Genomic DNA, 26,606 nt, shown 5'->3' with positions numbered 1-26,606 from the left:
GGGAGGAACGTCGTGCGGGCGGTCGTAGAAGTCCCGAAGTGGAGGGCGCCCTGGCGCCCGTGAACGCGACCGCCCGCACGACGTTCCTCCCCGCCGCGGGCTCAAGAGCGACTACTGCACGTCAGCATCCACCCAGTCGAACGTCTTCGTGACCGCCTTCTTCCAGGACCGGTACAGCCGCTCGCGCTCGTCCTCGGCCATGGCGGGCGACCAGCGCTTGTCCTCGGCCCAGTTGGCGGTGACGTCCTCCTCGCCCTTCCAGAACCCGACGGCGATGCCGGCGGCGTAGGCGGCGCCGAGCGCCGTGGTCTCGGCGACCTTGGGGCGGACGACGTCGACGCCGAGCTGGTCGGCCTGGAACTGCATGAGCAGCTCGTTGGCCACCATGCCGCCGTCGACCTTGAGCTCGGTGAGGTCGACGCCGGAGTCCTTCTTCATGGCGTCGACGACCTCGCGGGTCTGGAACGCCACGGCCTCGAGCGCCGCACGGGCGATGTGGTTGCGGTTGACGTACCGGGTGAGGCCGACGAGCGCGCCGCGGGCGTCGGGGCGCCAGTACGGGGCGAACAGGCCGGAGAACGCGGGCACGAAGTAGGCGCCGCCGTTGTCCTCCACCTTGCGGGCCAGCCACTCGACGTCGGGGGCGTCCTCGAACATGCCGAGGTTGTCCCGCAGCCACTGGATGAGGGAGCCGGTGACGGCGATGGAGCCCTCGAGGGCGTACACCTGGGGGGCGTCGCCGATCTTGTAGCAGACGGTGGTGAGCAGGCCGTTCTTGCTGGGGACCTTCTCCGTGCCCGTGTTGAGGAGCATGAAGTTGCCGGTGCCATAGGTGTTCTTCGCGGTGCCGACCTCGAAGCACGCCTGGCCGAAGGTGGCGGCCTGCTGGTCGCCGAGGATGCCGGCGATCGGCACGCCGGGCACGAGGCCGCGGGGGCGGCCCTGCCCGTACACCTCGGAGGAGGAGCGGATCTCGGGCAGCATGGACAGCGGGATGCCCATGTCGGCGGCGATGTCCTCGCGCCAGCTCAGGGTGTCGAGGTCCATGAGCATGGTGCGCGACGCGTTGGTGACGTCGGTGACGTGGACGCCGCCGTCGGGCCCGCCGGTCATGTTCCACAGCACCCAGGTGTCGGTGTTGCCGAACAGGAGGTCGCCCTTCTCGGCGGCCTCGCGCGCGCCCTCGACGTTGTCGAGGATCCACTTCACCTTGGGGCCGGAGAAGTAGGTCGCCAGCGGCAGGCCGACGATCGACTTGTACTTGTCGGCGCCCTCGGAGCCGCCGAGCTCGTCGACGATCGCCTGCGTGCGGGTGTCCTGCCACACGATCGCGTTGTACACCGGCTTGCCGGTGTTCTTGTCCCACACGACGGCGGTCTCGCGCTGGTTGGTGATGCCGATGGCGGCGAGGTCGGTGTGCGCCAGGTTGGCGCGCGTGAGCGCCAGCCCGACGACCTCGCGCACGTTGTTCCAGATCTGCTCGGCGTTGTGCTCGACCCAGCCCGCCTTGGGGAAGATCTGGTCGTGCTCGAGCTGGCCGGTGGAGACGATCCGGCCGGAGTGGTCGAAGACGATGGCACGCGAGCTCGTCGTGCCCTGGTCGATGGCGAGGACGTAGTCAGCCATGGGGGTTGCCCTTCACGTCGGTGTGGGTGGTGCGGGGTGCCGGCCGGGCCGCGCGGCCCGGCCGGCGGGGTGGATCAGGAGTAGACGGAACCGAGGAGGCCGGCGAGCACGCCGCCCACGAGCGGGCCGGCGACGGGCACCCAGGAGTACGCCCAGTCGCTGGACCCCTTGCCCTTGATGGGCAGGAAGGCGTGCGCGATGCGCGGCCCGAGGTCACGCGCCGGGTTGATGGCGTACCCGGTCGGGCCACCGAGGCTGGCACCGATCGCGACCACGATGAGCGCGACGGCGAGCGGCCCGAGCCCGGACGGCGTCTTGCCCGAGACGACGACGAAGAACACGAGCACGAAGGTCGCGATGACCTCGGTGACGAAGTTCCAGCCGTAGGAGCGCAGCTCCGGACCGGTCGAGAACACCGCGAGCTTGGTGGCGCCGGGGGCCTCCTGGTCGAAGTGCTTCTTGTACACGATGAAGGCGAGCACCGCGCCGATGATGGCGCCGATCATCTCCGCCGCGAAGTAGATGAACATGTTGCTCACGGTGGGTTCGATCGTGGCGGTGACCCGCCCCTCCGGCCCGGTCAGCGTCGCGAACGGCTGCTGCGCGGAGTAGAGCCCGATCGTCACGGCCGGGTTGAGGTGCGCGCCGGACTTGTAGGCGGTGAACACACCCGCGAAGACCGCGAGGCCCCACCCGAAGTTGATCAACAGCCAACCGCCGTCGAAGCCCTTGGTTCTCGGGAGCACCACGTTGGCGACGACGCCGGCGCCCAGCAGGATCAGCGTCGCGGTCCCGAGGATCTCGGACCAGAACGCCTGCATGATCAATGAGTCCATCGTCGGATCTCTTTCTCTTGAGGGACCACGTTGTCCTCTCCGGGGTCGGAGAGAGCCCGCGACGGGCGGAGCCCTGCGGGAGTCGGCCGGTATCTCCGGCCGGGGTCGGGTCAGCCCCGCAGGGGCTGCATGGCGGCGACGTCGGTGGCGCGGAGGCGGACGGCCTCCGCGCTGGCGTCGTCGGGCTCGTTCTCCGCGGCGTCCTCGGCCTGGGCGCGGGCGGTGTAGGCGTCGATCTCGGCCTGCTTGGTCGCGTCGTCCCAGCCGAGCAGCGGTGCCGCGATGTCGGCGATCTCGGGCAGCGCCGCCAGGCCACGGTCCGCGACCTCGTACACGAGGCGGGTGCGGTGCAGCAGCAGGTCCTCGAGATGCAGCGCGCCCTCGTGGCTGACGCCGAAGTGGATCTCGGCGCGCAGGTACGCGGGGGCGTGCTCGAGCGGGCGGGCGAGCGACGGGTCCTGCTCGCACAGCTCGACGAGCTCGCGCAGCGACGAGCCGTAGCGGTGCAGCAGGTGGTCCACCATCGGCGGCTTCCACCCGTACTTCGCCGCCCAGGTGCGGGCGAGGCGACGCGTGGCCTGCAGGCCGACGGCGCCGAGCAGCGGGATCTGGTGGGTGATCGACGGCAGCGCGGCGGCGCGCTGGCCGATGGCGAAGTCCACGGCGTCCTTCGCCATCACGCGGTAGGTCGTGAGCTTGCCGCCCGCGATGACGGTGAGGCCGGGCACCGGGCTGGCGACGGTGTGCTCGCGCGACACCTTGGCCGAGCTGGTGCCCTCCTTGGTGCCGGGTTGCAGCAGCGGGCGCAGGCCGGCGTACGTGCCGATGATGTCGTCGCGGGACAGCGGGTGGGCCAGCACGGCGTTCGCGTGGTCGAGGATGTAGTCGATGTCCTGCGCGGTGGCGACCGGGTGGGTGGGGTCCTGGTTCCAGGGGGTGTCGGTCGTGCCGACCACCCAGTAGCGGGACCACGGGATGACGAACAGCACCGACTTCTCGGTCTGCAGGATCAGGCCGACGGTGCCCTTGATGCGCTCGCGCGGGACCACGATGTGCACGCCCTTGGAGGCCAGCACGCGCAGGCCGCCGGAGTCGCCGGCCAGCGCCTCCGTGTCCTCCGTCCACACACCGGTGGCGTTGATGACGTGCCGGGCGCGGACGGTGATCTCCTCGCCGCTCTCGAGGTCGGTGAGCACGGCGCCGTTGACTGCGCCGGTGGCGCCCTTGGTGAGCGCCACGACCTGGGTGCGGGACGCCGCGTGCGCGCCGTAGCTGACGGCGGTGCGCACGAGCGTGGACACCAGCCGCGCGTCGTCGACGGAGGCGTCCCAGTACTGCACGGCGCCGATGGCGGCGTCGTGCGCGAGGTCGGGGAACTTGGACTCCATGCGGCGGCGCGACAGGTGCCGGTGCAGCGGCATGGCGCGGCGCCCGGGGGCGAGGGACGCGAGGGTGTCGTAGAGCGCGATGCCGGCGCCGACGTACGCGCGCTCCCACAGCCGGTGCTCCAGCGGGTACAGGAACGGCACGGGCTTGACGAGGTGCGGGGCGATGTCCTTGAGCAGGAGGTCGCGCTCGGTGAGCGCCTCCTTCACGAGGTGGAAGTCGAGCATCTGCAGGTAGCGCAGCCCGCCGTGCACCAGCTTGCTGCTGCGGCTGGACGTGCCCGACGCCCAGTCCTGCGCCTCGACGATCGCGGTCGACAGGCCGCGGGTGGCGGCGTCGAGCGCGATGCCGGCGCCGGTGACCCCGCCGCCGACGACGAGCACGTCGAGCTCGCCGCTGGGGGTCTGTGAGCCCTTGAGCGCGGCGAGGGCCTGGGTGCGTGACTCGGCGGTGAGCCGGGTGGAGGCCATCGTGGTTCCTTCCGATCGGGACGACGCTCCCAGGGCAGCACCGCCAGCACGTCCGCGCAACCTGGGTGCACGAACGTGCACAAGGTGCATCCTGGAGGCATGGCGAGCTACCGGGAACGCGACGTGGTGATGGCCGCGACGATGTACTACCTCCAGGACATGAAGATGGAGACGATCGCGCGGCACCTGCGCACGTCCCGCTCCACCGTCTCCAGGCTGATCAAGCGCGCGCGGGAGACCGGTGTCGTCGAGATCACGCTGCGTCCCGGCCCGTCGCGGGCACCCGGCCTCGGCCAGGAGATCGCCGAACGGCACGGCATCGACGCCTACGTGGTGCCGGTGTCGGACTCCGCCACCGACGACGACCGCCTGCAGCAGGTGTCCATCACGACCGCGCGGCTCCTGGCACGGTGGTTCGACTCGGACATGGTGCTCGGCGTGGCCTGGGGCACCACCCTCGCCGCGATCACCGAGCACCTGCCCCACAAGCCCACCCGCGGGTCCGCCGTCGTGCAGCTCAACGGCGCGGCCAACACGCGGACCTCGGGCATGAGCTACGCGGGGGACCTCATCTCCGGGTTCGGCACGGCCTTCGACGCGTCCGTCCACTACTTCCCCGTGCCCGCGTTCTTCGACTTCGCCGAGACCAAGGCCGCGATGTGGCGCGAGCGCTCGGTGCGGCGCGTGCTCGACGTCCAGGCCCGCGCCGACATCGCGCTGTTCTCCGTGGGCGCCCTCACCGGGGGTGTGCCCTCGCACGTGTACTCCGCCGGCTACCTCGACCCCGACGACGTGGCCGTGCTGGACGACGAGGGCGTCGTGGGCGACGTCTGCACCGTCTTCGTCCGCGCCGACGGCACCTATCGCGACATCCCCCTCAACTCCCGTGCCACCGGCCCGGCCCCGGCCGAGCTCCGTCGCATCCCGCGACGGCTGTGCGCCGTCGCGGGCGGCAACAAGGTGGCACCCCTGCGGGCGGCGCTCGCGGCCGGCGTCGTGACCGACCTGGTGATCGACGAGGTCACGGCCGCCGCGCTCGTGGAGGAACCGTGAACGTCCGTGCACCGGGACGCCCGCGCCGGGAGGGGGACGCGCTCGTAGAGTGACGGCGTGCTACCGGAACCGCCCGGGGACCGTCGGCCCCAGGACCACGGCGCGTCGTTCGCCGTCCGTTCCGCGCTGCCGGCGGACATGCGGGCGGTGCGCCGCCTCGTGGAGCCGTACGCCGAGCGGCGGATCCTGCTGGCCAAGGAGATGGTCGGCTACTACGAGGCCGTGCAGGAGTTCCTCGTCGCCGCCGACGTCGACGGGGGCGTCGTGGGGTGCGGGGCGCTGCACGTCATGTGGGACGACCTCGCGGAGGTGCGCACCCTCGCCGCCGACCCGGCGTGGCGCGGCCGCGGCGTCGGGCACGCCATCGTCGAGGGCCTCGTCGAGCGGGCCCGACGTCTGGGGCTGCGGCGGGTGTTCTGCCTGACGTTCGAGGTCGGCTTCTTCCGCACCCACGGGTTCCGCGAGATCGACGGCACGCCCGTCGACGCCGAGGTGTACGCCGAGCTGCTGCGCTCGCACGACGACGGCGTCGCCGAGTTCCTGGACCTGGCGCGGGTGAAGCCCAACACGCTCGGCAACACCCGGATGCTGCTCGAGCTCTGATCACCGTTGTGGCGTGGGCGGGCGTCAGGCGGGCAGGTGGTAGCGCCCGGCGTCGTCCTGCTCGACGAGGCCGTCCTCGACGAGGCCGCCGAGGCAGCGGTCGACCTGGGCCTGGTCGGGGCCGGAGTCGGCCAGCAGGGCGCGCGGTACGGGCTCGACGGCGGCGCGCAGCGCGGCCATGACCCGGCCGCGCACCTGGCGGTCGGTGCCGTGCCAGGCCTGGGTGCGACGCCGGTGCGCGTGGGCGTCCGGCGGGTGGCCGGCCGCGCGCCAGGCGCACAGGTCCGCGACTGGGCAGGCGCCGCACCGCGGCGCCCGGGCGGTGCACACGACGGCGCCGAGCTCCATCGACGCGGCGGCCCAGCGGGCGGCGGGCGCGTCGTCGTCGGGCACGACGGCGGCCGCGAGGTCGCGCTCCGCGGCCGTGGGGGACGGCGCGCCGAGCGCGGTGCCACCCACGGTGCGGGCCAGGACGCGGCGCACGTTGGTGTCGACGACGACGGAGCGCCGCCCGAACGCGAACGCGCGCACCGCGGCCGCCGTGTACTCGCCGATGCCGGGCAGAGCCCGCAGCGCGTCCTCGTCGCCGGGGACCTCGCCGTCGTGCCGCTCGACGATCGCCGCCGCGCACTGCTGCAGGCGCAGCGCGCGCCGTGGGTAGCCGAGCCGGTCCCAGGCGCGCAGCACGTCGGCCGTGGGCGCGGCGGCGAGGTCGGCGGGCGTCGGCCATCGTTCCAGCCAGGCGCGCCACACCGGCTCGACCCGGACCACCGGCGTCTGCTGCAGCATCACCTCGCTGACGAGCACACCCCACGCCGTGCGGTCCGGACGCCGCCACGGCAGGTCCCGCGCGGCGTCGTCGAACCACGCGACCGTGCGCGCGACGAGCGCGTCCGCGCTGACGGGCGCGGCGGAGGACGTCGAGCGGAGCGGGGCGGGGACGACGGGCACGGCGCCATTCTCGCCCACGAGTTGTCAGGCCCAGGGCGGGGTATACCCCGCTGTGGGTCTGACAGGCCGCGCGCTCGCCGAGTTGTCAGAACCAGGGCGGTGCATACCGCGCCGTGGCTCTGACAACTCGTCGGGTGGGGGCGACGGCGGCGCGGCTCCGGTGCAGGTGGGGGAGCGCGTCGTACGGTGGCGCCGCGGCACGGATCGAGACGGAGGGATGGCCCGTGGCACGTGCGGACGACGGGCGTCGAGGTGCTGGCACCTCGCGCGGCTCCGGCGCGCGCTCCGGTGCGGGGCGGTCTGGCGGCGGGACGCGCAGGACGACCTCGGGGAGCGCCCAGGGCGCCTCGCGGGGGACGCCGAAGAGCACGTCGAAGGGCGCCCCGAAGAGCGCCGCGAAGGGCACCCCGAAGGGCACCGGTCGTGCCGCTGCGAAGGGTGCGGCGACCGGCGGTCCCGCACGGGGTGGCGCGACAGCGTCCGGCCGTTCCTCCGCGAGCAGCTCGGGCGCCAGGTCGTCCGGCACCCGCGCGTCGACCTCGCGGTCCACGAGCACCCGGTCGACGAGCGCCCGGTCCTCGACGCCGCGGTCCTCGGGCTCGCGCGCGACGTCGGCGCGGCAGTCGGGATCGCGCGCGACGTCGACGCGCACGCAGGGCGCTCGCCGCGACCGCCGGGTCGTCAGCACGTCGCAGCTGGTCGCCCCGGGTGGGTCGCGCGCCGGCTCGCGCTCGGCGTCGGCGCGCCGGACGTCGGGTTCCCGGCCGCGGAAGCCGGCGCCGCGCCGCGGCCGTCGTTCGCTGACCGTCTCGATGCTGGTCGTGGTGCTGCTGTGCGCGGTGGGTGTGGCCGGCGGCTACGGCCTGGGGCAGGTCGTCGACGGTGCGCGGAGCCTGCTCGCCGGACCGGAGAGCCTGCCCGCCGACAAGGTCGCGGCCCCCGAGCCGCTCGACGTCGGCGGGCCCGCCACCACGTGCAAGGCCGACGCCGTCGAGCTGCGGCTGTCGTCGAGCGCGACGACCGTGACCGAGGGCTCCCCGATGTCGTTCATGGTGCGCGTCACCAACGTGGGCCGCGTGCCGTGCCTCTTCGACGGCGCCGCGGCCAACCGCGCGGTGACGATCACCGACGACACCGGCAAGGAGAAGATCTGGTCCTCCGCGGACTGCACCGACGGGTCACGACCGTTGCTGCTCGGGCCCGAGGGCGTCGACGCCGGCGAGGTGCACTGGACGTCGGTCCAGGGCTGCGCGAAGAAGGCGCCGGCCGTGGGTGCGGGGACGTACCAGGCCACCGCGTCGCTGGGGGACGTCCCGGGCGCCACCAGCGAGCCGGTGACCTTCACGGTCGCGGCGAAGGCGAAGCCGAGGACCACCCCTGAGCCGGGCGCCGGCGACGACGCCACGACGTCCGACGAGGCGAAGGACGCGTCCGGCACCTCGACCGACGACGCGGCTCAGGGCGAGGCCGCGAAGGACGGCGGCTCGTCCGGTGGCGACGAGGACGGCAAGGGCGACGACACGAGCGACAGCAAGAGCGTCGACGACCGCGACGAGCAGGGCGACGACGCGAAGCGCGATGCCGCGGACCGTGCCGCCGACCGCAAGGCCACCGCGGACGAGAGAGCCACGACCGACTGACCTCCGAGACTGCCCCGGGCCGGCCAGGCGGACCCGTCAGACGTAGCGCTCGAGGATGCTGGACTCGGCGAGACGCGACAGGCCCTCGCGCACGGCGCGGGCGCGCTGCTCGCCCACGCCGTCGACCGCCATGAGGTCGTCGACGCTCGCGGCGAGCAGCTTCTGCAGGCCGCCGAAGTGCCCGACCAGGCGCTCGATGATGGCGGCGGGCAGGCGCGGCACCTTGGACAGGAGCCGGTAGCCGTGCGGCGCGACGGCGGCGTCGAGGGCCACTCCGCCGCCGGGCAGCTCCAGGACGCGTCCGATGTGCCCGAGGTCGAGCAGCTGGGCGGAGTCGAGCGCGGCGAGGTCGGCCTGCACGGCGGCGAGGGAGCGGCCGCTGCGCTCGAGCTCCACGTAGTCCCGCACGACGAAGTCGCGGTCGGCGCCGATGCCGCCGATGAGCTCGTCGAGCTGCAGGGCGAGGAGGCGGCCGTCGGCGCCGAGCTCGACGACGTAGCCGTCGATCTCCTCGGAGATGCGGCGCACCATCTCGAGGCGCTGGACGACGGAGCACACGTCGCGCACGGTGACGAGGTCCTCGATCTCCAGCGCGGACAGGGTGCCGGACACCTCGTCGAGGCGGGAGCGGTACCGCTCCAGCGTGGCGAGGGCTTGGTTGGCGCGGCCGAGGATGGTGTCCGGGTCCTCGAGCACGTGCCGGTGGGACCCGACGTAGATCGCGATGATCCGCATCGACTGGCTGACCGAGATCACGGGCAGGCCGGACTGCTTGGCCACGCGCTCCGCGGTGCGGTGGCGGGTGCCGGACTCGCTGGTCTCGATCGACGGGTCGGGCAGCAGCTGCACGGCCGCGCGACGGATGCGGGTGGCGTCGTGGTCGAGCACGCACGCGCCGTCCATCTTCGACAGCTCACGCAGGCGCGTGGCGGAGAACTGGACGTCCAGCTCGAAGCCACCGGAGCACATCTGCTCCACCGTCTTGTCGAGGCCGAGGACGATGAGCGCGCCCGTGCGGCCGCGCAGGATGCGCTCCAGGCCGTCGCGCAGCTCGGTGCCGGGGGCGACCGCCGCGAGCGTCTCCCGGAGCAGGGCATCGGAGTGCACGGAGGAGGGAGCCACGGGGGAATCCTACGACGTCAGGGGTCACTCGCCCCGGCGATCCGCCGATCGGACGCCGACCCCCGCGAGCTCGACCGCCTCGGCGAGGTGCCGGGCCTCGAGGAGCTGCATCCCGGCGGGTGCCTTGACCGACGTCCCGGCGGGGACGACGGCGCGCACGAAACCCAGGCGGGCGGCCTCGCCGACGCGACGGTCCAGGCCGGTGACGGGCCGGATGTCGCCGGCGAGCCCCACCTCGCCGACCGCGACGGTGCCGGTGGGCAGCGGCTCGCCGGTGCGGGCGGAGACGATGGCGAGGGCGGTCGCGAGGTCGGCGGCCGGCTCGGTGACGCGGGCGCCGCCGATGGTGGAGACGTAGACGTCCTGGTCGGCGAGGCGCAGGCCCGCGTGCCGGTGCAGGACGGCGAGGATCATCGCGAGGCGTGACGACTCGACGCCGCTCGTGGTGCGCCGCGGGTTGGCGAGCGGTGACGGCGCGACGAGCGACTGCAGCTCCAGGGCGAGCGGGCGGCGGCCCTCCAGCGTCACGGTGACGCACGTGCCCGGCACGCCCGCGCCGAGGTGGGAGAGGAACAGGCCGCTGGGGTCGCTGAGCCCGATGATGCCGCGCTCGGACAGCTCGAAGCAGCCCACCTCGTCGGTGGGGCCGTACCGGTTCTTCACGGCCCGTACCATGCGCAGCCGCGAGTGCCGGTCGCCCTCGAACTGGCACACGACGTCGACCAGGTGCTCCAGCGTGCGGGGGCCGGCGACCGTGCCGTCCTTGGTGACGTGCCCGACCAGCAGCACCGGCACCTGCCGCGACTTGGCGACGGCGATGAGCGACGCCGCGACCTCGCGCACCTGGCTCACGCCGCCGGGGGCGCCGTCCACCTCGGCCGACGCGATGGTCTGCACGGAGTCGACGACCAGCAGGTCGGGCTCGTTCGCCTCGATGTGGCCGAGCACGGTGCCGAGGTCGGTCTCGGCGGCGAGCAGCAGGGTGGGCGCGAGCGCGCCGACGCGCTCGGCGCGCAGCCGCACCTGCCCCGCGGACTCCTCGCCCGTCACGTAGAGCACGGTGCGCGCGTCGCGCCCGTCGGCGCCGCGCGCGTACGTGGCCGCGACATCGAGCAGCAGGGTCGACTTGCCGACGCCGGGCTCGCCGGCCAGCAGCACGACGGCGCCGGGCACGAGGCCGCCGCCGAGCACGCGGTCCAGCTCCGGCACCTGCGTGGGTGCCGCCTGGGCCGCCGCGACGTCGATCTCCGCGATCGGTCGCGCCGGCGCGCGCCCGGGGCTCGTCGCGACCGTGCGCGGGCCGGCCGACGCCGGCCCCTCGTCCGTGACCGTGCCCCACTCCTGGCACTCGCCGCAGCGGCCCACCCACTTGGGGGTGGTCCATCCGCACTCGGTGCAGCGGTAGCCGGGGCGCGACTGCTTGGCGCGGGTGCGGGACGACGTCGTGGTGCTCACGTCGACAGACGCTAGGGGGCGGCACCGACAGCCCGGCCCTCGGCGGTCCTCGCGCGTGCCGCGCGATGATGGCCGCATGGTCACCGCACCCCCGGAGGTGAGCCGGTTCCTGCGCGACGGCCGCCTGGAGACGATGCCCCGGCGCCGGGAGCACCGCCGCGCGGTGGCGCGCTGGCTCGCGCATGCCGCGCTGCCCGCGCTGCTCGACACGGTCGGCGAGCGGGAGCTCACCGACCGGCTGGCGCGGCTGGCCGACGACCCGGTCGGCGTGCGCCGGGCCCTCGTGGACCTGGGCGTCGTGCACCGTACCCGCGACGGCGCCGAGTACTGGCGCACCGAGGTCACCGAGTTCGACGACGTCGGGTCGACTGACGACGCCGGGCACGTGACGCTGCACCTCGACGGCGGCCGGGTCGACTCGATCGCCACGTTCTACGACGAGCTGAACCGCGTGTTCATGGCGGGGGAGGACTGGCGGCTCGGCCCGAGCCTCGACGCCCTGGACGACCTGCTGCACGGCGGCTTCGGCGCCGCGCACGGCGCGGGCCGGCTCACCGTCGTCTGGCACGACCACGCCCGCTCCCGCGACGCGCTGGGCTTCGCCGCGACGCGCGAGTACTACCGGGCGAAGGTCGCGGACCCGCGCTTCGACACCGCGCTGTTCCAGGGGCGGCTGGACGACCTCGAGGCGGGGCGCGGCAAGACCTACGCCGAGCTGGTGCTGGAGGTCTTCGCCGACCATCCCGACGTCGAGCTGCTGCTGCGCTGATGTCCTGGGAGGGCCTACGGTGTGCGCCATGCGCGTACCGGACGTGATCCCGATCGCCCATGAGCCCGACTATCTGACCGAGACGATCGGGCGGTACGACGGCGGTCAGTTCTTCGCGTCCATCACCTACGCCTACCCCGGCGTCTTCCGCGCTGGGGACGACCGGCAGGACCGCCAGCGGATGTTCGTGGTACTGCACCGGTTCGACGACGACGGGCACCACACGGGATCGGACGTCTGGGGTGCCGGGACTGCGCGGGACGAGGAGCGCCTGCGCGGCACGCCGGACTCGCCGCTGGCGCGGAGCGAGGCTCGCCTGGACGAGCTGCTGGACGCGCTGCCCGGCCGGCGGTTCGGCGACATCGCCATCCGTCCCTTCGAGGTGTTCGTCGATGGTGTGCGGTTCGGCCTGGTGCTCGAGACGCACGACGAGAACAACCCTGACGGCCCGCCCGACTGGGCGGAGCTGTACCCCGACCGGCTCGGCTTCGGCGAGCCCTGGGACGGGTTTCCGCAGACGTGATCGTCTCCAGCCGCGGAGACGCCGGACCGGGCGGCAACGGTGGGCCCGAGGTTTCGACACTCGGTGGCGCCACGAACTCCGGCACGTCGCTGTGCCAGTGCGGTCTTCCCCCAGGTGAGGTGGCTGAAGTGGAACTGATCTATGACCGCCTGAGCACGGAGGAACTGCGCGGGACGACACAGGCTGACTACCTGATCGCCCTTGACGCACACCTGCACGTGGTGGACGGCGGCGTGACGATCTTCGACGAGCCATTCTTTCCCGTGGTCGAACTCGCCCGAGGGCTGAAGATCTGGCTCGAGAGCCCTGGCCAGGGTGCTTTCGAACTCGATTCCATGTCCTTCGAACAGCGAGGCGCGATCGCGATCTGGAAGGTGCCCGAGGGATGGGTGCTCGGCTGGGTGCTGGAGGCGGGGGTCATGACGGCGCCCGCCGACCGGGTCGACCTCGAGGCAGGTTGTCGGCGCTTCGTCGCGAGGGTCGAGGCAGACCTCGCGGAGCTCGGACTCGATCCGCTCGTGGTGCTCAGACACTGACCAGCGCTGCTTGGACGTGTGAGGCGTGCCGTGCCACCCGAGCGGGGGCGGGCTCATCGGTGATCGACGGCCCTGGAGACCTGCGGAGCCGAGGTCCCGCCCGTACCGACCAACACGCCCTAGGCTGCCGGGTGCACCGCCGCCGACCCCCGCAGGAGGACATCGTGAGCCAGGCACGCACGGGCGGGACGGGCCGCCCGTCGCCGGAGGTGTTCCGCCGTCGGCGCATCGTGGTGGCTTCGGCCGCGGGAGCGCTGGTGCTGGTGATCGTGCTGCTGACGGCGTTCGTGTGGCCGGGCTTCGCGCGCGACGAGCCGGAGCCGCAGGCGACGGTGACCGCGCCGGTGCCGACGCCGACGATCTCGCCCAGCGGGCGGCCGGAGGACCAGACGGCCTTCGTCAAGGCCCAGCCGGACTCCGTGCTGGCGCTCGCGCTGCGCTCGGTCACCGAGGACACGTCCTGGGAGGACGACGCCGACGCGGTGGAGTCCTGGCAGCTCGTCTACGCGGACGCCGACGGCGAGGGCGCGACGACGGTCCAGGTCCACGCCGGGCAGTGGGAGGACGACGCCGCCGCGACCGGCGCGTACGACGCGCTGGTCAAGGCGGCCGGCGAGCCGACCGGCGAGGGCGAGGTCGCCGTCGACGGCCAGGCGACCGGCGCCTACGTGGTGACGCCCGGCTCGACCGAGGGCACCGCCGTGGTGACCTGGCGCAACGGCACCGCGGTGCTGCAGGCCACGGGTCCGGCGGACCTGGTCGAGGACTTCTACTCCGCCTATCCGCTGTAGTCCACGGCGGCGGTCGGGAGCGTCCGCGGCGACGTAACGTGGTGCCCGTGAGCGAGCAGACTGACGAGCAGGCCGGCACCCCCGAGAACACCCAGGTGGGCGGCGTGAAGATGGCGTTCCTCGGGACGGGGAACATGGGCGAGGCGGTGCTGGCGGGCGCGCTGTCCGCCGGGGTCGCGCCGCAGGACGTGGTGGCCACGTCCCGCCGGCCCGAGCGCGGCGCGCACCTCACGGAGCGGTTCGGCGTCCGTGCGACGACGGACAACGTCGCGGCGGTCGAGGGTGCGCACGTCGTCGTCATCGGCGTGAAGCCGAAGGACGTGGGCGCGATGCTCGACCGCGTGGCCGACGCGCTCGAGCCGGGCGCCGTCGTCGTGAGCGTGGCCGCCGGCCTCCCGCTCTCCTTCTTCGAGCAGCGGCTGCCGGCCGGCACGCCCGTCGTGCGCGCCATGCCCAACACCCCCGCGCTGGTGGGCGCGGGCGTCACCGCCGTCGTCGGCGGCAGCGCGGCCGGCGAGGACGACGTCGCGCTCGTCGAGCAGGTGCTCGCCGGCTCGGGCCACGTCTTCCGCGTGGCGGAGAAGGACATCGACGCGTTCGGCGCGCTGGCCGGCTCCGGCCCGGCGTACGTGTTCTACGTGGTCGACGCGATGGCGGAGGCGGGCGTGCTGCTCGGCCTCACGCGCGACGTCGCGCGGCGCCTCGCCGTCGAGACCGTGCTCGGCTCGGCCAAGCTGCTCGACGAGACGGGCGAGCACCCCGTGCTGCTGCGCGAGAAGGTCTCCTCGCCCGGCGGCACCACCGTCGCGGCGCTGCGCAAGCTCGACGACGGCGGCGTGCGCGCCGCGTTCCTCGACGCGCTCGAGGCGGCGCGCGACCGGTCCCGCGAGCTCGCGGCCGAGCACGCCTGAGCCGGACGGCGGTGACGCGGTGACCGGTCGCGCGGACGACGAGGCGGGTGCGGGGCGTCGCGGGCGGCGGCCCGCGGGGCAGGACACCCGCGACGTGGTGCTGGCCGGCGCGCGGGAGGAGTTCCTCGAGCGCGGCTACGAGGCGGCGTCGGTCCGCTCGGTCGCGCGCCGCGCCGGCGTGGACCCGGGCACGGTGCGGCACTGGTTCGGCGACAAGACGCAGCTGTTCACCGCCTCCCTCGGCCTGGTGGACATCGACCCCGCAGCGATCGTGCGCGCCGCGGCCGAAGGGCCCGTCGAGAGCCTGGGGGAACGGCTGGTGCGATCCGTCGTCGAGGTCTGGGACACGGACTACGGCGAGACGGTGCGGCTGGTCGTCCCCGCCGTGATGGCCGACCCCGGGCTGCGCGGGCTCCTGCCGCAGTTCCTGGGTGCCGAGCTCCTGGGGCCGATCGTGCGTCGGCTGGACGTGGACGACGCGCTCCTGCGGAGCGCGCTCGTCGCGTCGCAGATGGCGGGCGTGCTCATGACGCGCTACCTCGTCCCCCTCGCTCCGCTGGCGTCCCTCCCGCCGGAGCGGGTCGCGGCGCTCGTCGGCCCGACCGTGCAGCGCTACCTCACGGGAGACCTCGAGTCCGGCTGACGCTCACCACGGGTGGGGCATTGCGCGACGGGGCGGCGAGGAGCACAATTCCTCACATGGGGAATAATGGCGCCGCGGTGCGGGTCCGGGGGCTGCGCGTGGAGCGCGGCGGCCGGCCGATCATCGACGGCCTGGACGTGGCGGTGCCCGACGGGCAGGTGGTGGGCCTGCTCGGCCCGTCCGGGTCGGGCAAGACGACGCTGCTGCGCGCCGTCGTCGGCGTCCAGGCCCGCGTGACGGGCGAGGTGACCGTGCTCGGCGAGGCTGCCGGCTCGCCCGGCCTGCGGCGCCGGGTGGGCTACGTGACCCAGGCGGCGTCGGTGTACACGGACCTCACCGTGGTGCAGAACCTGCGCTACTTCGCCCGTCTGGCCGGCCTCCCACGCGCCGGGGCGGAGGCCGCCGTGCGGCGCGCCGTCGCCGCCGTCGACCTGGGCGGGCACGAGAAGCAGCGCGTCGGGACGCTGTCCGGGGGCGAGAGGTCGCGCGTCTCGCTCGCCGCGGCGCTGGTCGGCGACCCGGAGCTCCTGGTGCTCGACGAGCCCACCGTCGGCCTCGACCCCGTGCTGCGCCGCGACCTGTGGGCGATGTTCCGCCGGCTGGCCCGCGAGGGTCGCACGCTGCTGGTCTCCAGCCACGTCATGGACGAGGCCACCCAGTGCGACCGCCTGCTGCTGCTGCGCGACGGCGCCCTCGTCGCCGACACCACCCCGGCCGAGCTGCTCGCCACGACCGGCGCGCCCGACGCCGAGCGGGCGTTCCTCGCGCTCATCGACCAGCAGGCCTCGCCCACGACCACGGGGGAGGGCTCCCGATGACGCTCGCGCTCACCACGACCGGCCGCGTGCTGGCCCAGCTCCGGTTCGACCACCGCACCGTCGCGCTCATCCTCCTGCTGCCGTGCCTGCTGCTCGGCCTCATCGCGTGGATGTTCGACGGCACCCCGGTGCTCGACCAGTTCGGGCCGATGCTCGTGGGGCTGTTCCCGCTCATCGTGATGTTCCTGGTGACGAGCGTCGCGACGCTGCGCGAGCGGCAGTCGGGCACGCTCGAGCGGCTCATGACGACGCCGCTGCGCAAGGGCGACTTCGTGGCGGGCTACGCGCTCGCGTTCGCCGCCCTCGCGCTGCTGCAGTCGCTGGTGGTCGTGGGCTTCGCCCTCGCCGTCGGGATGGACGTGCTCGGGCCGCTGTGGCTGGTGCTCGTGGTGGGGATGCTCGACGCCGTCCTCGGCTGCTGCCTCGGCCTCGCCGCCTCCGCCCTCGCGCGCACCGAGTTCCAGGCCGTGCAGATGATGCCCGCGGTGATCTTCCCGCAGCTGATCACCTGCGGGCTGCTCATGCCGCGCGACCAGATGCCCGAGGTCCTCGAGTGGCTCTCGCGCGTCTTCCCGCTCACCTACGCCGTCGAGGCGATGCAGACCCTCGCCGCCGGCGGCGAGTGGGCGGACGTGCAGGGCGCGGTCGGCGCCATCGCGCTGTTCATCGTCGGCGCCGTCGTGCTCGGCGTCGCCACCCTGCGCCGGCGCACCGCCTGACCCGCCACGCTCGTTGGCGAAGGGGCGGTCAGCGGAAGCGCGGGTCGTTCCCGGCGCGGGTGCTGACGACGAGGCCGAGCTCGTCGGCGACGTCGTCCCAGGCGACGTACGAGAACCCGGTGGCGTCGCCGCGGCCGGGCTCGACGTCGGCGCCGGTCTCCGGCTCGTCGTGGGTGACGAGCAGGCCCTGCCGGTACGGGCCGACGGGGCGGTTCGTCACGGCGAGCCCGTCGGAGCCGTCGACGTCGTCCACGCCGTCCGTCCCCGCGACCCGGAAGGAGCCCACGGCCTTGTTGCGGCCGGTCGTGGAGTAGACGGCGTAGGTGTCGTCGCCCTGGCTGGACACGATGACGTACCCCGTGCGGCCGGGACCGTGGTAGACGTCGACGCCCTCGGCGTCGGCGGTGAGCAGGTCGCCCCCGAACGGGTTCGCGGCGGCGGCCTCCTCCTCGGTCGAGCCGTCGGCGGGGGAGCACTCCTCGGTCCCCGGGTCGTAGGCGTCCTCGACGCCGAAGTCGGTGACCGTGTCGACGAGGCGCGGTTCTCCCGACCCCAGCGGCAGCGACAGGCGCCACAGGCCCACGTCCTCCTGCGCGGCGTACAGCGTGCCCGTGCGCTGGTCGACCGACAGCCCCTCGAGCTGCGGGCCCACGCCCGGCTCCTCGCACGGCGTCCACGTGCTGCCGTCGGGCAGCTCGAACGACGCCGGCAGGTTGAGGTGGTCGACGTCCGCGTACCCGACGGTGCCGTCGGCGCCCGGCACGAGGCGGGCGGTGGCGATGCGCGTGGTGCCCTCCTGCGTCACGACGGCGTACGCGTCGTCGCCGTCCTGCCACACGGCCAGGCCGTACGCGGTCTGGTCGCTGTCGACACCCGCCCGGTCGGGCTGGAACAGGAACTCCTGCTCGGCCGCGGTGATCTCGGTCAGCGGCGCGTCGGCGTCGGCGCCGTCCGGGTCGACCGCGAAGAACCGGAGCTGGTCGTTGTACCGGTCCGAGACGACGGCCACGTCCACGGTTTCGCCGCCCACGCGCAGGCCGTAGGCGAGGTCCACGTTGTTGTACCGGCCGGCGACGCCGTCCGCCCGCGGCGCCGGGTCCGCGGCGAGCGACTGGAGCTCGCGGCCGGCCGTGTCGTACACCCGCAGGCCGCCCTCCTTGGCGGTCGCGAGGACCAGCGAGTCGCGCGAGTCGCCCGGGTGCACCCAGATCGCCGGGTCGTCGCCGGAGGCGTCGCCGCCCGCCTCGTCGTCGTAGAGGACAGGGGTCTCGACGTCGGTGGTCACGGTGGCGAGGTCGGAGACGTCGCGGCCCTGGTGGCCGAAGGCGTGGCCCTGCTGACCGGACGGGCTGGTGTGGCCCCACGCCGACGAAGCGGGGACGAGGGCGATGGCGGGCAGCAGGAGCGCCGGCAGGGCGGCGCGTCGGGTTGATCGCATGGACGGGAACTCTCGCTCGTGCGGACGACGTGTCCGTGGCCGGCCCGTGAACCGGAGACGAACTCTCGTCCGTCGCGCCGACGGGGGGACCCGGTGCGCCATCCGCCCCCTGCGCGAATGTGAAGCGCAGGCGGGCGCGTGTTTGCAGCGTAGTGCTGCGCGAATTTGTAGCGTAGAACGCCTCGAGTTTGTAGTGTTGCCTGATGGAGTACGCGACGAGGGTGGTCGACGGCGAACTCGACCGAATGCTTGCCGAGCTGCCGGCGGTGGCGATCGTCGGCCCCAAGGCAGTGGGAAAGACCGCCACGGCGCAGCGTCGAGCGACGTCCGTCGTCAACCTGTCCGACCCTGACGAGACCGATCTCGTCGGGGCGGATCTGCGCCGCGTGACGCGCCTGCCACGGCCTGTCCTGATCGATGAGTGGCAGGTGCTCCCCAGGGTGTGGGACGTCGTTCGTCGCGGAGTGGACGACGGTGCCGAACCGGGGTCGTTCCTCCTGACCGGGTCGGCGACTCCCGCCGAACAGCCGATGCACTCGGGCGCGGGGCGGATCGTGCAGCTACGAATGCGTCCGATGACCCTCGCTGAGCGTGGCGTGGCGGAACCGACGGTGTCGCTCGCCGGGCTCCTCGCTGGAGGCGGGGCGGTGGACGGAGAATCTGCCGTCGCTCTCGAAGACTACGCGGACGAGATCGTCGCGTCAGGCTTTCCCGGGTTCCGCCATCTCTCCGCACGCGGAAATCGCGACTCGCTGGACACCTATCTGCGACTCGTCGTCGAGCGCGACTTCCCGGACGCCGGGCGAGAGGTCCGCAGGCCGGGAACACTCCGAGCGTGGATGCGCGCCTACGCTGCCGCCACCTCGACCACGGCGTCGTACACCGAGATCCTCGACGCGGCGACGGCAGGCGAGCCGGACAAGCCCGCCAGGACGACGACGGCGGCCTACCGGGAGACGCTCGAACGCATCTGGCTGCTGGAAGAGGTTCCGGCCTGGGTCGGAGCGGGTAGCGTCCTGACGGCGCTGGGGCGCTCGCCGAAGCACCACCTGGCTGATCCGGCGCTCGCGGCTCGGCTGCTCGGCGTGAACGCCGCGAGCTTGCTGGACCGCCCAGATCCGGCGGGTGTCCCGGTCGCCCGTCGGGGGAGCCTGTTCGGCGCCCTGTTCGAGAGCCTGGTGACGTTGTGTGTCCGCGTCTACGCGGAGGCGGCCGGCGCCACGGTCAGCCATCTTCGAACGCATCGTGGCGAGCATGAGGTCGACCTCGTCGTCGAGCGGGACGACGGTCGCATCCTGGCCATCGAGGTCAAGCTCGGCACGGCGCCGAGTGACCGCGACGTGCGGCATCTGCGCTGGCTCGCCGAGCGGGCAGGGGCAGGTGTCGTCGACTCGGTCGTGGTCACCACGGGACGGACGGCGTACCGACGGCCGGACGGCATCGCCGTCGTGCCGCTGGCCTTGCTGGGGCCGTGAGGCGTCCTACGGCCGGGCCGAGAACCGCTCCAGCAGGTCGGCGTGGCCGGAGCAGACGAGCAGGTCGTTGGCGCTCACGCGCGTCTCGGGGGTCGCGTACTGGAACTCCACGCCGGGGGACTTCACGCCGATGACGGTGACGCCGTAGCGCTTGCGGATGTCCGACTGCGCGAGCGTGAAGCCCTGCATCTCCTTCGGCGGCCGCATCTTCACGATGGTGAAGCCGTCCTCCACCTCGATGTAGTCGAGCATCTTGCCGCTCACGAGGTGCGCCACGCGCGAGCCGGCGTCGGCCTCGGGGTACACGACGTGGTGCGCGCCGATGCGGGTGAGGATGCGGCCGTGCTCGGCGGAGATCGCCTTGGACCAGATCTGCGGGGTGCCGAGGTCCACGAGGTTGGCGGTGATGAGCACCGACGCCTCGAGCTCGGTGCCGACGCCCACCACGGCGACGCCGAAGTCCTTGGCACCGAGCTGGATCAGCGCCTCCGCCTCGGACGCGTCCGCCTCGACCAGCGGCAGCCGGCCGGACCACTGCGCCACGAGCTTCTCGTCGCGCTCGACGGCGAGCACGTCCTGGCCCAGCCGGTCCAGCGTCGTCGCGAGCGAGGAGCCGAAGCGGCCGAGGCCGATCACGAGCACGCCCGCGTCGCGCGCGGGAGCCTTCTTGTCCGCCACGGTTCTCCTCTTCAGACAGGTCGGGGTCGGTCAGGCAGATCGGTCGGGCACGCCGACCCGAGGTCACCCGATGATCGGACGTTCCTCGGGGAAGCGTACGATGCGCCGCCGGTCGCGCAGGGCGAGGGCGCCCATCAGCGAGACGACTCCGACACGCCCGACGAACATGAGTCCGCTGAGCCAGTACTTCGCCGGGTCGGGGAGATCGGCGGTGATGCCGGTGGACAGCCCGACCGTCGCGAAGGCCGAGATCACCTCGTAGAGGATCTCCGACAGGCTGAACGGGGTCATGCGCAGGAGCGCCAGGCACGAGACCAGCACCGCCGTCGCGCCCATGAACATCACGGCGATCGCGAGGCGGATCGTGTCGCGCGGGATCCGTCGCCCGAAGGCGTCGGTGTCCTTGTCGCCGCGCGCCTCGGCGAGGATCGCCAGGAGCATGACGGCGAGGGTCGTGACCTTGATGCCGCCGGCGGTCGACGCCGAGCCGCCGCCGACGAACATCAGGGCGTCGGTGACCAGCCAGGTCTCCTGGTGCATGTCGTGGACGTGCACGCTGCTGAAGCCGCCGGAGCGGGGCATGACGGCGGCGAAGATCGACGAGAGCACGCGGGTCGCGCCGTCCTGCGCACCGAACGTCGCGGGGTTCGACCACTCCAGGGCACCGATGAGGACGGCACCGCCGGCGAACAGGGCGAGGCTGGTGGTCACCGTGAGCTTGGTGTGCAGGGACAGCGACCGGATCCAGTGATGGCGGCGGCGCCGGTGCGTCATGATGTTGAGGATCACGGGGAAACCGAGCGACCCGATGAACACGCCGAGCGCGATCGGGATCAGCACGAACCAGTCGGAGGCGAACGGCAGGAGGCCGTGCTCGGTCGGCACGAACCCGGCGTTGTTGAACGAGGACACCCCGTAGAACACCGCGTGCCAGGCGGCGAGGCCGACGGAGTCGCCCAAGGCGAGGAAGCGTGGGAAGAGCAGGACCGCGATGGCCAGCTCGATCGAGGTGGCCGTGATGATGATGGTGCGCAGCAGCGCGCCCACCTCGCCCAGGCGTTCGGTCTTGGTCTCCGACGCCGTGAGCAGCTTCTGCGTCAGCCCGAGCCGCCGCGAGACCGCGAGGCCCACCAGCGACGCCAGCGTCATGACACCGAGGCCGCCGATCTTGATGCCGAGCAGGATGACGACCCGGCCGTACTCGGACCAGTAGAGGGCGGTGTCCTGCACGACGAGCCCCGTGACGCAGACCGCGGACGTCGCGGTGAACAACGCGTCGACGATCGAGGCGCCGCGGCCGGACGACGTCGCCCACGGCGGCAGGAGCAGCAGCGTGAAGAGCGTGATGACGGCCGCGAACACCGTCATCGCCAGGCGGGCCGGGTACTCGCGGGCGACCTGGTCGACCCACCCGCGCACGGCGATGGCGCGGCCGCCCCACGTCCCCGGCACCGTGCCCCCTCTCGCCCCTCAGTCGCTGGGCACAGCCTGCCACGCCGTCGGCTACCGTGACGGGATGCGCGTCGCCCGGCTGCTGTGGAGCCCCGAGCTCCTGCGTTACGACTTCGGCCCCGGGCACCCCATGGCGCCCGCCCGCCTCGATCTGACGATGCGGCTCGTGGCGGAGCTCGGGCTGCTCGACGAGCCCACCCTGGAGGTGGCCGACGTCGAGCCCGCGCCCGACGCGCTCATCGAGACGGTGCACGACGCCGCGTACGTCGCGGCGGTGCGTCGTGCGGCCGCGGACGGCACCCCGGACCCGACGCGCGGTCTCGGCACCGAGGACGACCCCGTGTTCCCGGCGATGCACGAGGCCGGGGCCCGCCTGGTCGCGGCGTCGGTGGACGCGGCGGAGTCGGTCTGGTCGGGGCGGGTGGCGCACGGCGTGAACATCGCGGGCGGCATGCACCACGCCCAGCGGGGCGCGGCGTCGGGCTTCTGCATCTACAACGACGCCGCGGCGGCGGTGCAGCGGCTGCTCGACCTCGGCGCGGAGCGGGTCGCCTACGTCGACCTGGACGCCCACCACGGCGACGGCGTCGAGGCGATCTTCTGGGACGACCCGCGCGTCCTCACCGTGTCCGTGCACCAGGACGGGCACACCCTCTTCCCGGGCAGCGGCAACGCCGGCGACACGGGCGGGACGGCGGCCCAGGGCACCGCGGTGAACGTGGCGCTGCCGCCGCGCACCGACGGGGCGCACTGGCTCCGCGCCGTGGACGCCGTCGTGCCCGCGGTGGTGCGCGAGTTCCGCCCGGAGGTGATCGTGTCGCAGCACGGCTGCGACGCGCACGGCAACGACCCGCTCACCGACCTGAACGTGGGGGTGGGCGCCCAGCGGACCGCGGCCCGGTGGGTGCACGACCTCGCGCACGAGCTCGCCGACGGCCGCTGGGTCGCCCTCGGCGGCGGCGGGTACGCGGTGGTCGACGTCGTGCCGCTGGTGTGGGCGAGCCTGGTGGCGGAGGCGGCCCACGCGCCGCTGGCGATCGGCATCGAGCTGCCCGAGTCCTGGCGGCGGGAGGTCGAGGAGCTGTCCGGGCTGGACCCGGCCGAGCGGCTCGGCAGCGGCGACGTCGAGTGGCGCCCCTGGTCGGCCGGCTACGACCCGGCCGACGACGTCGACCGCGCCGTCCTCGCCACCCGCCGGCACGTGTTCCCCACCTGGGGCCTGGACCCCTACCGCGACTGACGTCACGGCGGCGGCCGGACGGGCGCCGGTCGGGAGGGCGCCGGGCATCGGGTACCCTGGGGGACGGACTTTTCCGCGTTGGTCGGCTGCGCCTGGAGACAGGGCTCCTGGGACCAACCGTGTTCCACCGACCGACAAGCATTGTGAGGACCTCATGGGCTCCGTCATCAAGAAGCGCCGCAAGCGCATGGCGAAGAAGAAGCACCGCAAGCTGCTGCGGAAGACGCGTCACCAGCGTCGCAACAAGAAGTGACGTCGTCCGCCTGACGGCGGACAGCGTGCGCGAACGGGCCCGGCACCTCCACGGAGGTACCGGGCCCGTTCGCTGTGTCCGGCCGACGCCGTCAGCGGCCCTGGAGCCGCCGCCGGATGCTGCGCAGCACGAGCCCCGCCACCCATGCGGCGCCGGCCCACGACGCCGTCTTCATCCCGCGCCCGGCCACGCGCCGTCCGCGGCCGCGGAACTCGCGGATGGGCCAGCCGACCTCCTTGGCGTGCCGGCGCAGCCGCGCGTCGGGGTTGATCGGGCACGGGTGCCCGACGGTGCGCATCATCGGCAGGTCGTTGAGCGAGTCGCCGTACGCGTAGGAGGCGGACAGGTCGATCCCCTCGCGCTCGGCGAGCTCGCGCACGGCCGCGCCCTTCGCCTCGCCGTGCATGAGGTCGCCCACGAGGCGGCCGGTGTAGAAGCCCCCGGAGTGCTCGGCGATGGTGCCGAGGCAGCCGGTGGCGCCGAGGCGGCGTGCGATGAGCCCGCCGATCTCCACCGGCGTCGCCGTGACCAGCCACACTTCGTCGCCCGCGGCGAGGTGCTCGTCGAGCAGCCGTTTGGTGCCGGGGAAGATGCGCAGCTCGAGCACCGTGTCGTAGACGTCCTCGCCGACGGCGGTGATCTCCGCCACGGAGCGGCCGGCGATGAGCGACAGGGCGCGGCTGCGCACGGTCTCGATCTGGGTGCGGGACTCCCCGAACACGAGGTACTTCGCCTGGATCAGGGCGAACCGCAACAGGTCGCGGGTGCCGAAGAACCGGCGCTGGTACAGGGCGCGCGCGAGGTGGAAGGCGCTGGCGCCGCGGATGATCGTGTTGTCGACGTCGAAGAAGGCTGCGGCGCGCGCCGGCGGGGACGACTCGGCGGGCGACGGCATGCGGTCCACTGTATCGGCGCCGCTAGTCTTGGCAGGTGAGCATGCCGCAGGGATCCGAAGGTGAGCCCCGGGTGCTGCTGTACACGCGTGCCGGCTGCCACCTGTGCGAGGAGGCTCGGGCGGTGGTCGCGGACGTGTGCGGCGCGGCGGGGGAACCGTGGCGGGAGGTCGACATCGAGGTCGACGGCCCCGGCGGTGACCTGGTGGGCAAGTACGGGGACTACGTGCCCGTCGTCGAGGTGGACGGCGTGCAGCAGGGCTTCTGGCGGGTGGACGGCGCGCGGCTGGCGCGGCGGCTGGCCCGCTGAGCCCGGGAGAGGACGACAGGGTGATGCAGCAGTGATCGAGCTCGGTGAGGCGACGGTGCCGGCCGCGACGGTGGCGAGGCTGCCCTACTACCTGCGCGCGCTGCGCGACCTGGCGGAGGACGGCGTCACGACGACGTCGTCGTCGGAGCTGGCGGAGCGGTCCGGGGTCGGGTCGGCGCAGCTGCGCAAGGACCTGTCCTACCTCGGGTCGTTCGGCACGCGCGGCGTGGGCTACGACGTGCAGTCGCTGGCGCAGTACATCGCGACGGCGCTGGGCCTGGAGTCCGAGCACCGGCTGGCGATCGTCGGCATCGGCAACCTGGGGCACGCCCTGGCGAACTACTCGGGGTACGCCGCCCGCGGGTTCCAGGTCGTGGCCCTGCTCGACGCCGACCCCCAGGTGGTCGGCAACTCCGCGGCCGGGCTGACGATCGAGCACGTCGACGCGCTGGAGGACGTGCTCGCGCGCACCGGCGTGTCGATGGTGGTGCTGGCGACGCCGGGGCCGGTGGCGCAGGCCATCGCGGAGCGGATCGTGGCCTGCGGCGTGCGGGAGATCCTGTCCTTCGCGCCCGTGGCGCTGCAGCTGCCCGACGACGTCGTCGTGCGCTCCGTGGACGTGGCCGGCGAGCTGCAGATCCTGGCGTTCCACGCCGCGGCCCGCGCCGCGACGAACGGCACCCCCGCGAGGTAGGTAGTCCCGGAATCGTCGAGGTAGCTCGAAGGGGCGGCCCGCACAGCTGCGGACCGCCCCTTCGAGCTACCTCGGCAGTCTTCACCCTCGCCGAGGGTCAGTTCTGCTTGATCGCCGAGACGTCGAGGGCGATCTTGACCTTGTCGCCCACGAGGACGCCGCCGGTCTCGAGCGCGGCGTTCCAGGTCAGGCCGTAGTCCTTGCGCGAGATCTCGATCTCGGACTCGAAGCCGGCGCGCGGGTTGCCGAACGGGTCGGTGGCGGTGCCGGTGAACTCGGTCGGCAGCGCGACGTCGTTGGTGACGCCGTTGATCGTCAGGGCGCCGTGGATGACGTAGTCGTCGCCGTCGGTGGAGATGCTCTTGGAGGCGAAGGTCCAGACCGGCTTCTCCTCGGCGTGCCAGAAGTCGGCGCTCTTCAGGTGGCCGTCGCGGTTCTCGTCGCCGGTGTTGACCGACGCGGCGTCGAGCTCGGCGGTGACGGAGGACGACTCGAGGTCGTCGCCCACGGTGATCTCGCCGGACGAGATCGCGATCGTGCCGCGCACCTTGGCGATCCCGGCGTGGCGCACGGAGAACGAGGCGGTCGAGTGGGCGGTGTCGATGGCGTAGGTACCGGCGGTCAGGCCTGCGGGCAGCGCGGTCATGGTGTCTCCCTCGGGTTGGGTCGTGCTGACGTTCACCAAGATAGTTGATGAATCAACTATCGTCACGGGGGGTGGAACACAGCGCTCTCGTAACCTATTCCCGTGGGTGCGACGAAGGCGCGGGAGCGCGACGACGAGAGCCGGGCGGACGTGCGCTGGCTCGACGACGAGCAGCAGTGGGCGTGGCGGCGGTTCCTCGAGGGGACGTCCCGCTTCTTCGAGGCGCTCGGGGACGCCCACGACGAGGGGCTGCCCGTCACGCTCGGCGAGTACCACCTGCTGGTGCAGCTCTCCGAGGCCCCGGGCCGGACGCTGCGGATGTCCGCGCTCGCCGAGTTCCTCGCCCTGTCGCGCAGCCGCCTCACGCACACCGTCGACCGCATGGAGAAGCGCGGGCTGGTGGTCCGCACGCCCGTGCCAGGCGACCGGCGCGGGGTGAACTGCGTCATGACCGACGCCGGGTACGCGGCGCTCGTCGACGCGGCCCCCGGCCACGTCACCGCCGTCCGCCGCCTCCTGGTCGACGCGCTCACCGACGAGGAGTTCATGGTCCTGGGCCGGGCGATGGCCAAGGTGGCCGACGCGACGAAGGGGCGTCCCCGCGACGCGGAGTGAGGGCCGTCACCCCATGCTGGACGGGACCTGGGTACCCCGGAGTTCTGGGACACTGGGACC

General features: G+C 73.3%; 29 protein-coding genes. 17 read left to right on the top strand and 12 right to left on the bottom strand.

Annotated elements, in window-relative coordinates:
* Positions 1-111: 111 nt before the first annotated feature.
* The 3 genes from glpK to ACQP60_RS19495 all read right to left on the bottom strand — a co-directional run bounded on the left by glpK (position 112) and on the right by ACQP60_RS19495 (position 4,318).
* Positions 112-1,626: a glycerol kinase GlpK gene (glpK, locus tag ACQP60_RS19505; RefSeq protein ID WP_429736021.1), complete on the bottom strand. Its 1,515-nt coding sequence runs from the start codon at positions 1,624-1,626 to the stop codon at positions 112-114.
* Positions 1,627-1,700: 74 nt separating this feature from the next.
* The gene (locus ACQP60_RS19500) at positions 1,701-2,462 is read right to left on the bottom strand and encodes an MIP/aquaporin family protein (RefSeq protein WP_429736019.1); all 762 of its coding nucleotides are present in this window, start codon (positions 2,460-2,462) and stop codon (positions 1,701-1,703) included.
* 110 nt (positions 2,463-2,572) lie between these two features.
* A complete protein-coding gene (locus ACQP60_RS19495; RefSeq protein ID WP_429736017.1) occupies positions 2,573-4,318 on the bottom strand; it encodes a glycerol-3-phosphate dehydrogenase/oxidase in 1,746 nt (581 codons plus the stop codon).
* 99 nt (positions 4,319-4,417) lie between these two features.
* Here ACQP60_RS19495 and ACQP60_RS19490 point away from each other — a divergent pair, with 99 nt between their 5' ends.
* Entirely contained in the window at positions 4,418-5,371 is a 954-nt protein-coding gene (locus ACQP60_RS19490) for a sugar-binding transcriptional regulator (RefSeq protein WP_429736015.1), read from the top strand.
* Positions 5,372-5,428: 57 nt separating this feature from the next.
* Positions 5,429-5,974: an amino-acid N-acetyltransferase gene (locus ACQP60_RS19485; protein WP_429736013.1), complete on the top strand. Its 546-nt coding sequence runs from the start codon at positions 5,429-5,431 to the stop codon at positions 5,972-5,974.
* A gap of 24 nt (positions 5,975-5,998) precedes the next feature.
* Here ACQP60_RS19485 and ACQP60_RS19480 read toward each other — a convergent pair whose 3' ends face one another.
* Positions 5,999-6,925: an HhH-GPD family protein gene (locus tag ACQP60_RS19480; protein ID WP_429736011.1), complete on the bottom strand. Its 927-nt coding sequence runs from the start codon at positions 6,923-6,925 to the stop codon at positions 5,999-6,001.
* Positions 6,926-7,010: 85 nt separating this feature from the next.
* Positions 7,011-7,577 carry a hypothetical protein gene (locus tag ACQP60_RS19475; protein WP_429736009.1) on the bottom strand — a complete coding sequence of 189 codons (567 nt, stop codon included), beginning with the start codon at positions 7,575-7,577 and terminating at the stop codon, positions 7,011-7,013.
* 160 nt (positions 7,578-7,737) lie between these two features.
* Here ACQP60_RS19475 and ACQP60_RS19470 point away from each other — a divergent pair, with 160 nt between their 5' ends.
* Positions 7,738-8,565 carry a hypothetical protein gene (locus tag ACQP60_RS19470; RefSeq protein ID WP_429736007.1) on the top strand — a complete coding sequence of 276 codons (828 nt, stop codon included), beginning with the start codon at positions 7,738-7,740 and terminating at the stop codon, positions 8,563-8,565.
* A gap of 36 nt (positions 8,566-8,601) precedes the next feature.
* Here the strand turns inward: ACQP60_RS19470 and disA are convergent, their stop codons facing one another.
* Entirely contained in the window at positions 8,602-9,687 is a 1,086-nt protein-coding gene (gene disA, locus ACQP60_RS19465) for a DNA integrity scanning diadenylate cyclase DisA (RefSeq protein ID WP_429736005.1), read from the bottom strand.
* 24 nt (positions 9,688-9,711) lie between these two features.
* A complete protein-coding gene (gene radA, locus ACQP60_RS19460; protein ID WP_429736003.1) occupies positions 9,712-11,142 on the bottom strand; it encodes a DNA repair protein RadA in 1,431 nt (476 codons plus the stop codon).
* A 76-nt stretch (positions 11,143-11,218) separates the two neighbouring features.
* Here radA and ACQP60_RS19455 point away from each other — a divergent pair, with 76 nt between their 5' ends.
* The 8 genes from ACQP60_RS19455 (at position 11,219) to ACQP60_RS19420 (ending at position 16,852) form a co-directional block, all read left to right on the top strand.
* Positions 11,219-11,911, top strand: coding sequence for a DUF2087 domain-containing protein (locus ACQP60_RS19455; RefSeq protein ID WP_429736001.1), 693 nt, complete (start codon positions 11,219-11,221; stop codon positions 11,909-11,911).
* A 28-nt stretch (positions 11,912-11,939) separates the two neighbouring features.
* Positions 11,940-12,434, top strand: a complete 495-nt coding sequence (locus ACQP60_RS19450; RefSeq protein ID WP_429735999.1) for a hypothetical protein — start codon at positions 11,940-11,942, stop codon at positions 12,432-12,434.
* Between the two features lie 128 nt (positions 12,435-12,562).
* Complete coding sequence (locus ACQP60_RS19445) at positions 12,563-12,970, top strand: DUF7878 domain-containing protein (RefSeq protein ID WP_429735997.1); 408 nt, start codon at positions 12,563-12,565, stop codon at positions 12,968-12,970.
* A gap of 164 nt (positions 12,971-13,134) precedes the next feature.
* Positions 13,135-13,761, top strand: coding sequence for a hypothetical protein (locus ACQP60_RS19440; protein WP_429735995.1), 627 nt, complete (start codon positions 13,135-13,137; stop codon positions 13,759-13,761).
* Positions 13,762-13,871: 110 nt separating this feature from the next.
* Complete coding sequence (proC, locus tag ACQP60_RS19435) at positions 13,872-14,672, top strand: pyrroline-5-carboxylate reductase (RefSeq protein WP_429736193.1); 801 nt, start codon at positions 13,872-13,874, stop codon at positions 14,670-14,672.
* A 19-nt stretch (positions 14,673-14,691) separates the two neighbouring features.
* Positions 14,692-15,315 (top strand): TetR/AcrR family transcriptional regulator, encoded by a 624-nt coding sequence (locus tag ACQP60_RS19430; protein ID WP_429735993.1) that lies wholly within the window; start codon positions 14,692-14,694, stop codon positions 15,313-15,315.
* 56 nt (positions 15,316-15,371) lie between these two features.
* Positions 15,372-16,133 (top strand): ABC transporter ATP-binding protein, encoded by a 762-nt coding sequence (locus ACQP60_RS19425; RefSeq protein ID WP_429735991.1) that lies wholly within the window; start codon positions 15,372-15,374, stop codon positions 16,131-16,133.
* Positions 16,130-16,852 carry an ABC transporter permease gene (locus tag ACQP60_RS19420; RefSeq protein WP_429735989.1) on the top strand — a complete coding sequence of 241 codons (723 nt, stop codon included), beginning with the start codon at positions 16,130-16,132 and terminating at the stop codon, positions 16,850-16,852. The genes ACQP60_RS19425 and ACQP60_RS19420 overlap by 4 nt, the downstream gene beginning before the upstream one ends.
* Positions 16,853-16,880: 28 nt before the next feature.
* On the opposite strand, the gene ACQP60_RS19415 is transcribed toward ACQP60_RS19420, so the two are convergent.
* Positions 16,881-18,290: a phytase gene (locus tag ACQP60_RS19415; RefSeq protein WP_429735987.1), complete on the bottom strand. Its 1,410-nt coding sequence runs from the start codon at positions 18,288-18,290 to the stop codon at positions 16,881-16,883.
* A gap of 203 nt (positions 18,291-18,493) precedes the next feature.
* On the opposite strand from ACQP60_RS19415, the gene ACQP60_RS19410 reads away from it, so the two are divergent.
* On the top strand, positions 18,494-19,765 hold the full coding sequence (locus tag ACQP60_RS19410; protein WP_429735985.1) for an ATP-binding protein: 1,272 nt from the start codon (positions 18,494-18,496) through the stop codon (positions 19,763-19,765).
* 6 nt (positions 19,766-19,771) lie between these two features.
* Here the strand turns inward: ACQP60_RS19410 and ACQP60_RS19405 are convergent, their stop codons facing one another.
* The gene (locus ACQP60_RS19405; RefSeq protein ID WP_429735983.1) at positions 19,772-20,443 is read right to left on the bottom strand and encodes a potassium channel family protein; all 672 of its coding nucleotides are present in this window, start codon (positions 20,441-20,443) and stop codon (positions 19,772-19,774) included.
* A 63-nt stretch (positions 20,444-20,506) separates the two neighbouring features.
* Positions 20,507-21,895, bottom strand: a complete 1,389-nt coding sequence (locus ACQP60_RS19400; RefSeq protein WP_429735981.1) for a TrkH family potassium uptake protein — start codon at positions 21,893-21,895, stop codon at positions 20,507-20,509.
* A gap of 64 nt (positions 21,896-21,959) precedes the next feature.
* Here ACQP60_RS19400 and ACQP60_RS19395 point away from each other — a divergent pair, with 64 nt between their 5' ends.
* Together ACQP60_RS19395 and ACQP60_RS19390 are read left to right on the top strand one after the other, a co-directional pair.
* A complete protein-coding gene (locus tag ACQP60_RS19395) occupies positions 21,960-23,135 on the top strand; it encodes an acetoin utilization protein AcuC (RefSeq protein ID WP_429735979.1) in 1,176 nt (391 codons plus the stop codon).
* Positions 23,136-23,289: 154 nt separating this feature from the next.
* Positions 23,290-23,388, top strand: coding sequence for a 30S ribosomal protein bS22 (locus ACQP60_RS19390; protein ID WP_003792170.1), 99 nt, complete (start codon positions 23,290-23,292; stop codon positions 23,386-23,388).
* Between the two features lie 91 nt (positions 23,389-23,479).
* Here ACQP60_RS19390 and ACQP60_RS19385 read toward each other — a convergent pair whose 3' ends face one another.
* Positions 23,480-24,283, bottom strand: coding sequence for an HAD family hydrolase (locus ACQP60_RS19385; RefSeq protein WP_429735976.1), 804 nt, complete (start codon positions 24,281-24,283; stop codon positions 23,480-23,482).
* Between the two features lie 74 nt (positions 24,284-24,357).
* Between ACQP60_RS19385 and ACQP60_RS19380 the strand changes: the two genes are divergently transcribed.
* Together ACQP60_RS19380 and ACQP60_RS19375 are read left to right on the top strand one after the other, a co-directional pair.
* A complete protein-coding gene (locus ACQP60_RS19380; RefSeq protein WP_429736191.1) occupies positions 24,358-24,591 on the top strand; it encodes a glutaredoxin family protein in 234 nt (77 codons plus the stop codon).
* A 31-nt stretch (positions 24,592-24,622) separates the two neighbouring features.
* Positions 24,623-25,285 (top strand): redox-sensing transcriptional repressor Rex, encoded by a 663-nt coding sequence (locus ACQP60_RS19375; protein WP_429735974.1) that lies wholly within the window; start codon positions 24,623-24,625, stop codon positions 25,283-25,285.
* A gap of 97 nt (positions 25,286-25,382) precedes the next feature.
* Here ACQP60_RS19375 and ACQP60_RS19370 read toward each other — a convergent pair whose 3' ends face one another.
* Positions 25,383-25,931 carry a YceI family protein gene (locus ACQP60_RS19370; RefSeq protein WP_429735972.1) on the bottom strand — a complete coding sequence of 183 codons (549 nt, stop codon included), beginning with the start codon at positions 25,929-25,931 and terminating at the stop codon, positions 25,383-25,385.
* Positions 25,932-26,033: 102 nt separating this feature from the next.
* Between ACQP60_RS19370 and ACQP60_RS19365 the strand changes: the two genes are divergently transcribed.
* Positions 26,034-26,546 (top strand): MarR family winged helix-turn-helix transcriptional regulator, encoded by a 513-nt coding sequence (locus ACQP60_RS19365; RefSeq protein WP_429735970.1) that lies wholly within the window; start codon positions 26,034-26,036, stop codon positions 26,544-26,546.
* Positions 26,547-26,606 lie beyond the last annotated feature (60 nt).

Source organism: Isoptericola variabilis, assembly GCF_050311655.1.
GTDB classification, from domain to species: Bacteria; Actinomycetota; Actinomycetes; order Actinomycetales; family Cellulomonadaceae; genus Isoptericola; species Isoptericola variabilis.
Note: the sequence above shows the minus strand (reverse complement) of the source record. Positions and strands in the feature narration are given on the sequence as shown.

Coding starts and splice junctions, on each gene's coding strand:
- ACQP60_RS19420 (WP_429735989.1), top strand. CDS start 16,130: ATGACGCTCGCGCTCACCACGACCGGCCGCGTGCTGGCCCAGCTCCGG.
- ACQP60_RS19390 (WP_003792170.1), top strand. CDS start 23,290: ATGGGCTCCGTCATCAAGAAGCGCCGCAAGCGCATGGCGAAGAAGAAG.
- ACQP60_RS19395 (WP_429735979.1), top strand. CDS start 21,960: ATGCGCGTCGCCCGGCTGCTGTGGAGCCCCGAGCTCCTGCGTTACGAC.
- ACQP60_RS19470 (WP_429736007.1), top strand. CDS start 7,738: ATGCTGGTCGTGGTGCTGCTGTGCGCGGTGGGTGTGGCCGGCGGCTAC.
- ACQP60_RS19450 (WP_429735999.1), top strand. CDS start 11,940: ATGCGCGTACCGGACGTGATCCCGATCGCCCATGAGCCCGACTATCTG.
- ACQP60_RS19425 (WP_429735991.1), top strand. CDS start 15,372: ATGGGGAATAATGGCGCCGCGGTGCGGGTCCGGGGGCTGCGCGTGGAG.
- ACQP60_RS19455 (WP_429736001.1), top strand. CDS start 11,219: ATGGTCACCGCACCCCCGGAGGTGAGCCGGTTCCTGCGCGACGGCCGC.
- ACQP60_RS19410 (WP_429735985.1), top strand. CDS start 18,494: ATGGAGTACGCGACGAGGGTGGTCGACGGCGAACTCGACCGAATGCTT.
- ACQP60_RS19370 (WP_429735972.1), bottom strand. CDS start 25,931: ATGACCGCGCTGCCCGCAGGCCTGACCGCCGGTACCTACGCCATCGAC.
- ACQP60_RS19490 (WP_429736015.1), top strand. CDS start 4,418: ATGGCGAGCTACCGGGAACGCGACGTGGTGATGGCCGCGACGATGTAC.
- ACQP60_RS19415 (WP_429735987.1), bottom strand. CDS start 18,290: ATGCGATCAACCCGACGCGCCGCCCTGCCGGCGCTCCTGCTGCCCGCC.
- glpK (WP_429736021.1), bottom strand. CDS start 1,626: ATGGCTGACTACGTCCTCGCCATCGACCAGGGCACGACGAGCTCGCGT.
- proC (WP_429736193.1), top strand. CDS start 13,872: ATGGCGTTCCTCGGGACGGGGAACATGGGCGAGGCGGTGCTGGCGGGC.
- ACQP60_RS19495 (WP_429736017.1), bottom strand. CDS start 4,318: ATGGCCTCCACCCGGCTCACCGCCGAGTCACGCACCCAGGCCCTCGCC.
- ACQP60_RS19385 (WP_429735976.1), bottom strand. CDS start 24,283: ATGCCGTCGCCCGCCGAGTCGTCCCCGCCGGCGCGCGCCGCAGCCTTC.
- ACQP60_RS19500 (WP_429736019.1), bottom strand. CDS start 2,462: ATGGACTCATTGATCATGCAGGCGTTCTGGTCCGAGATCCTCGGGACC.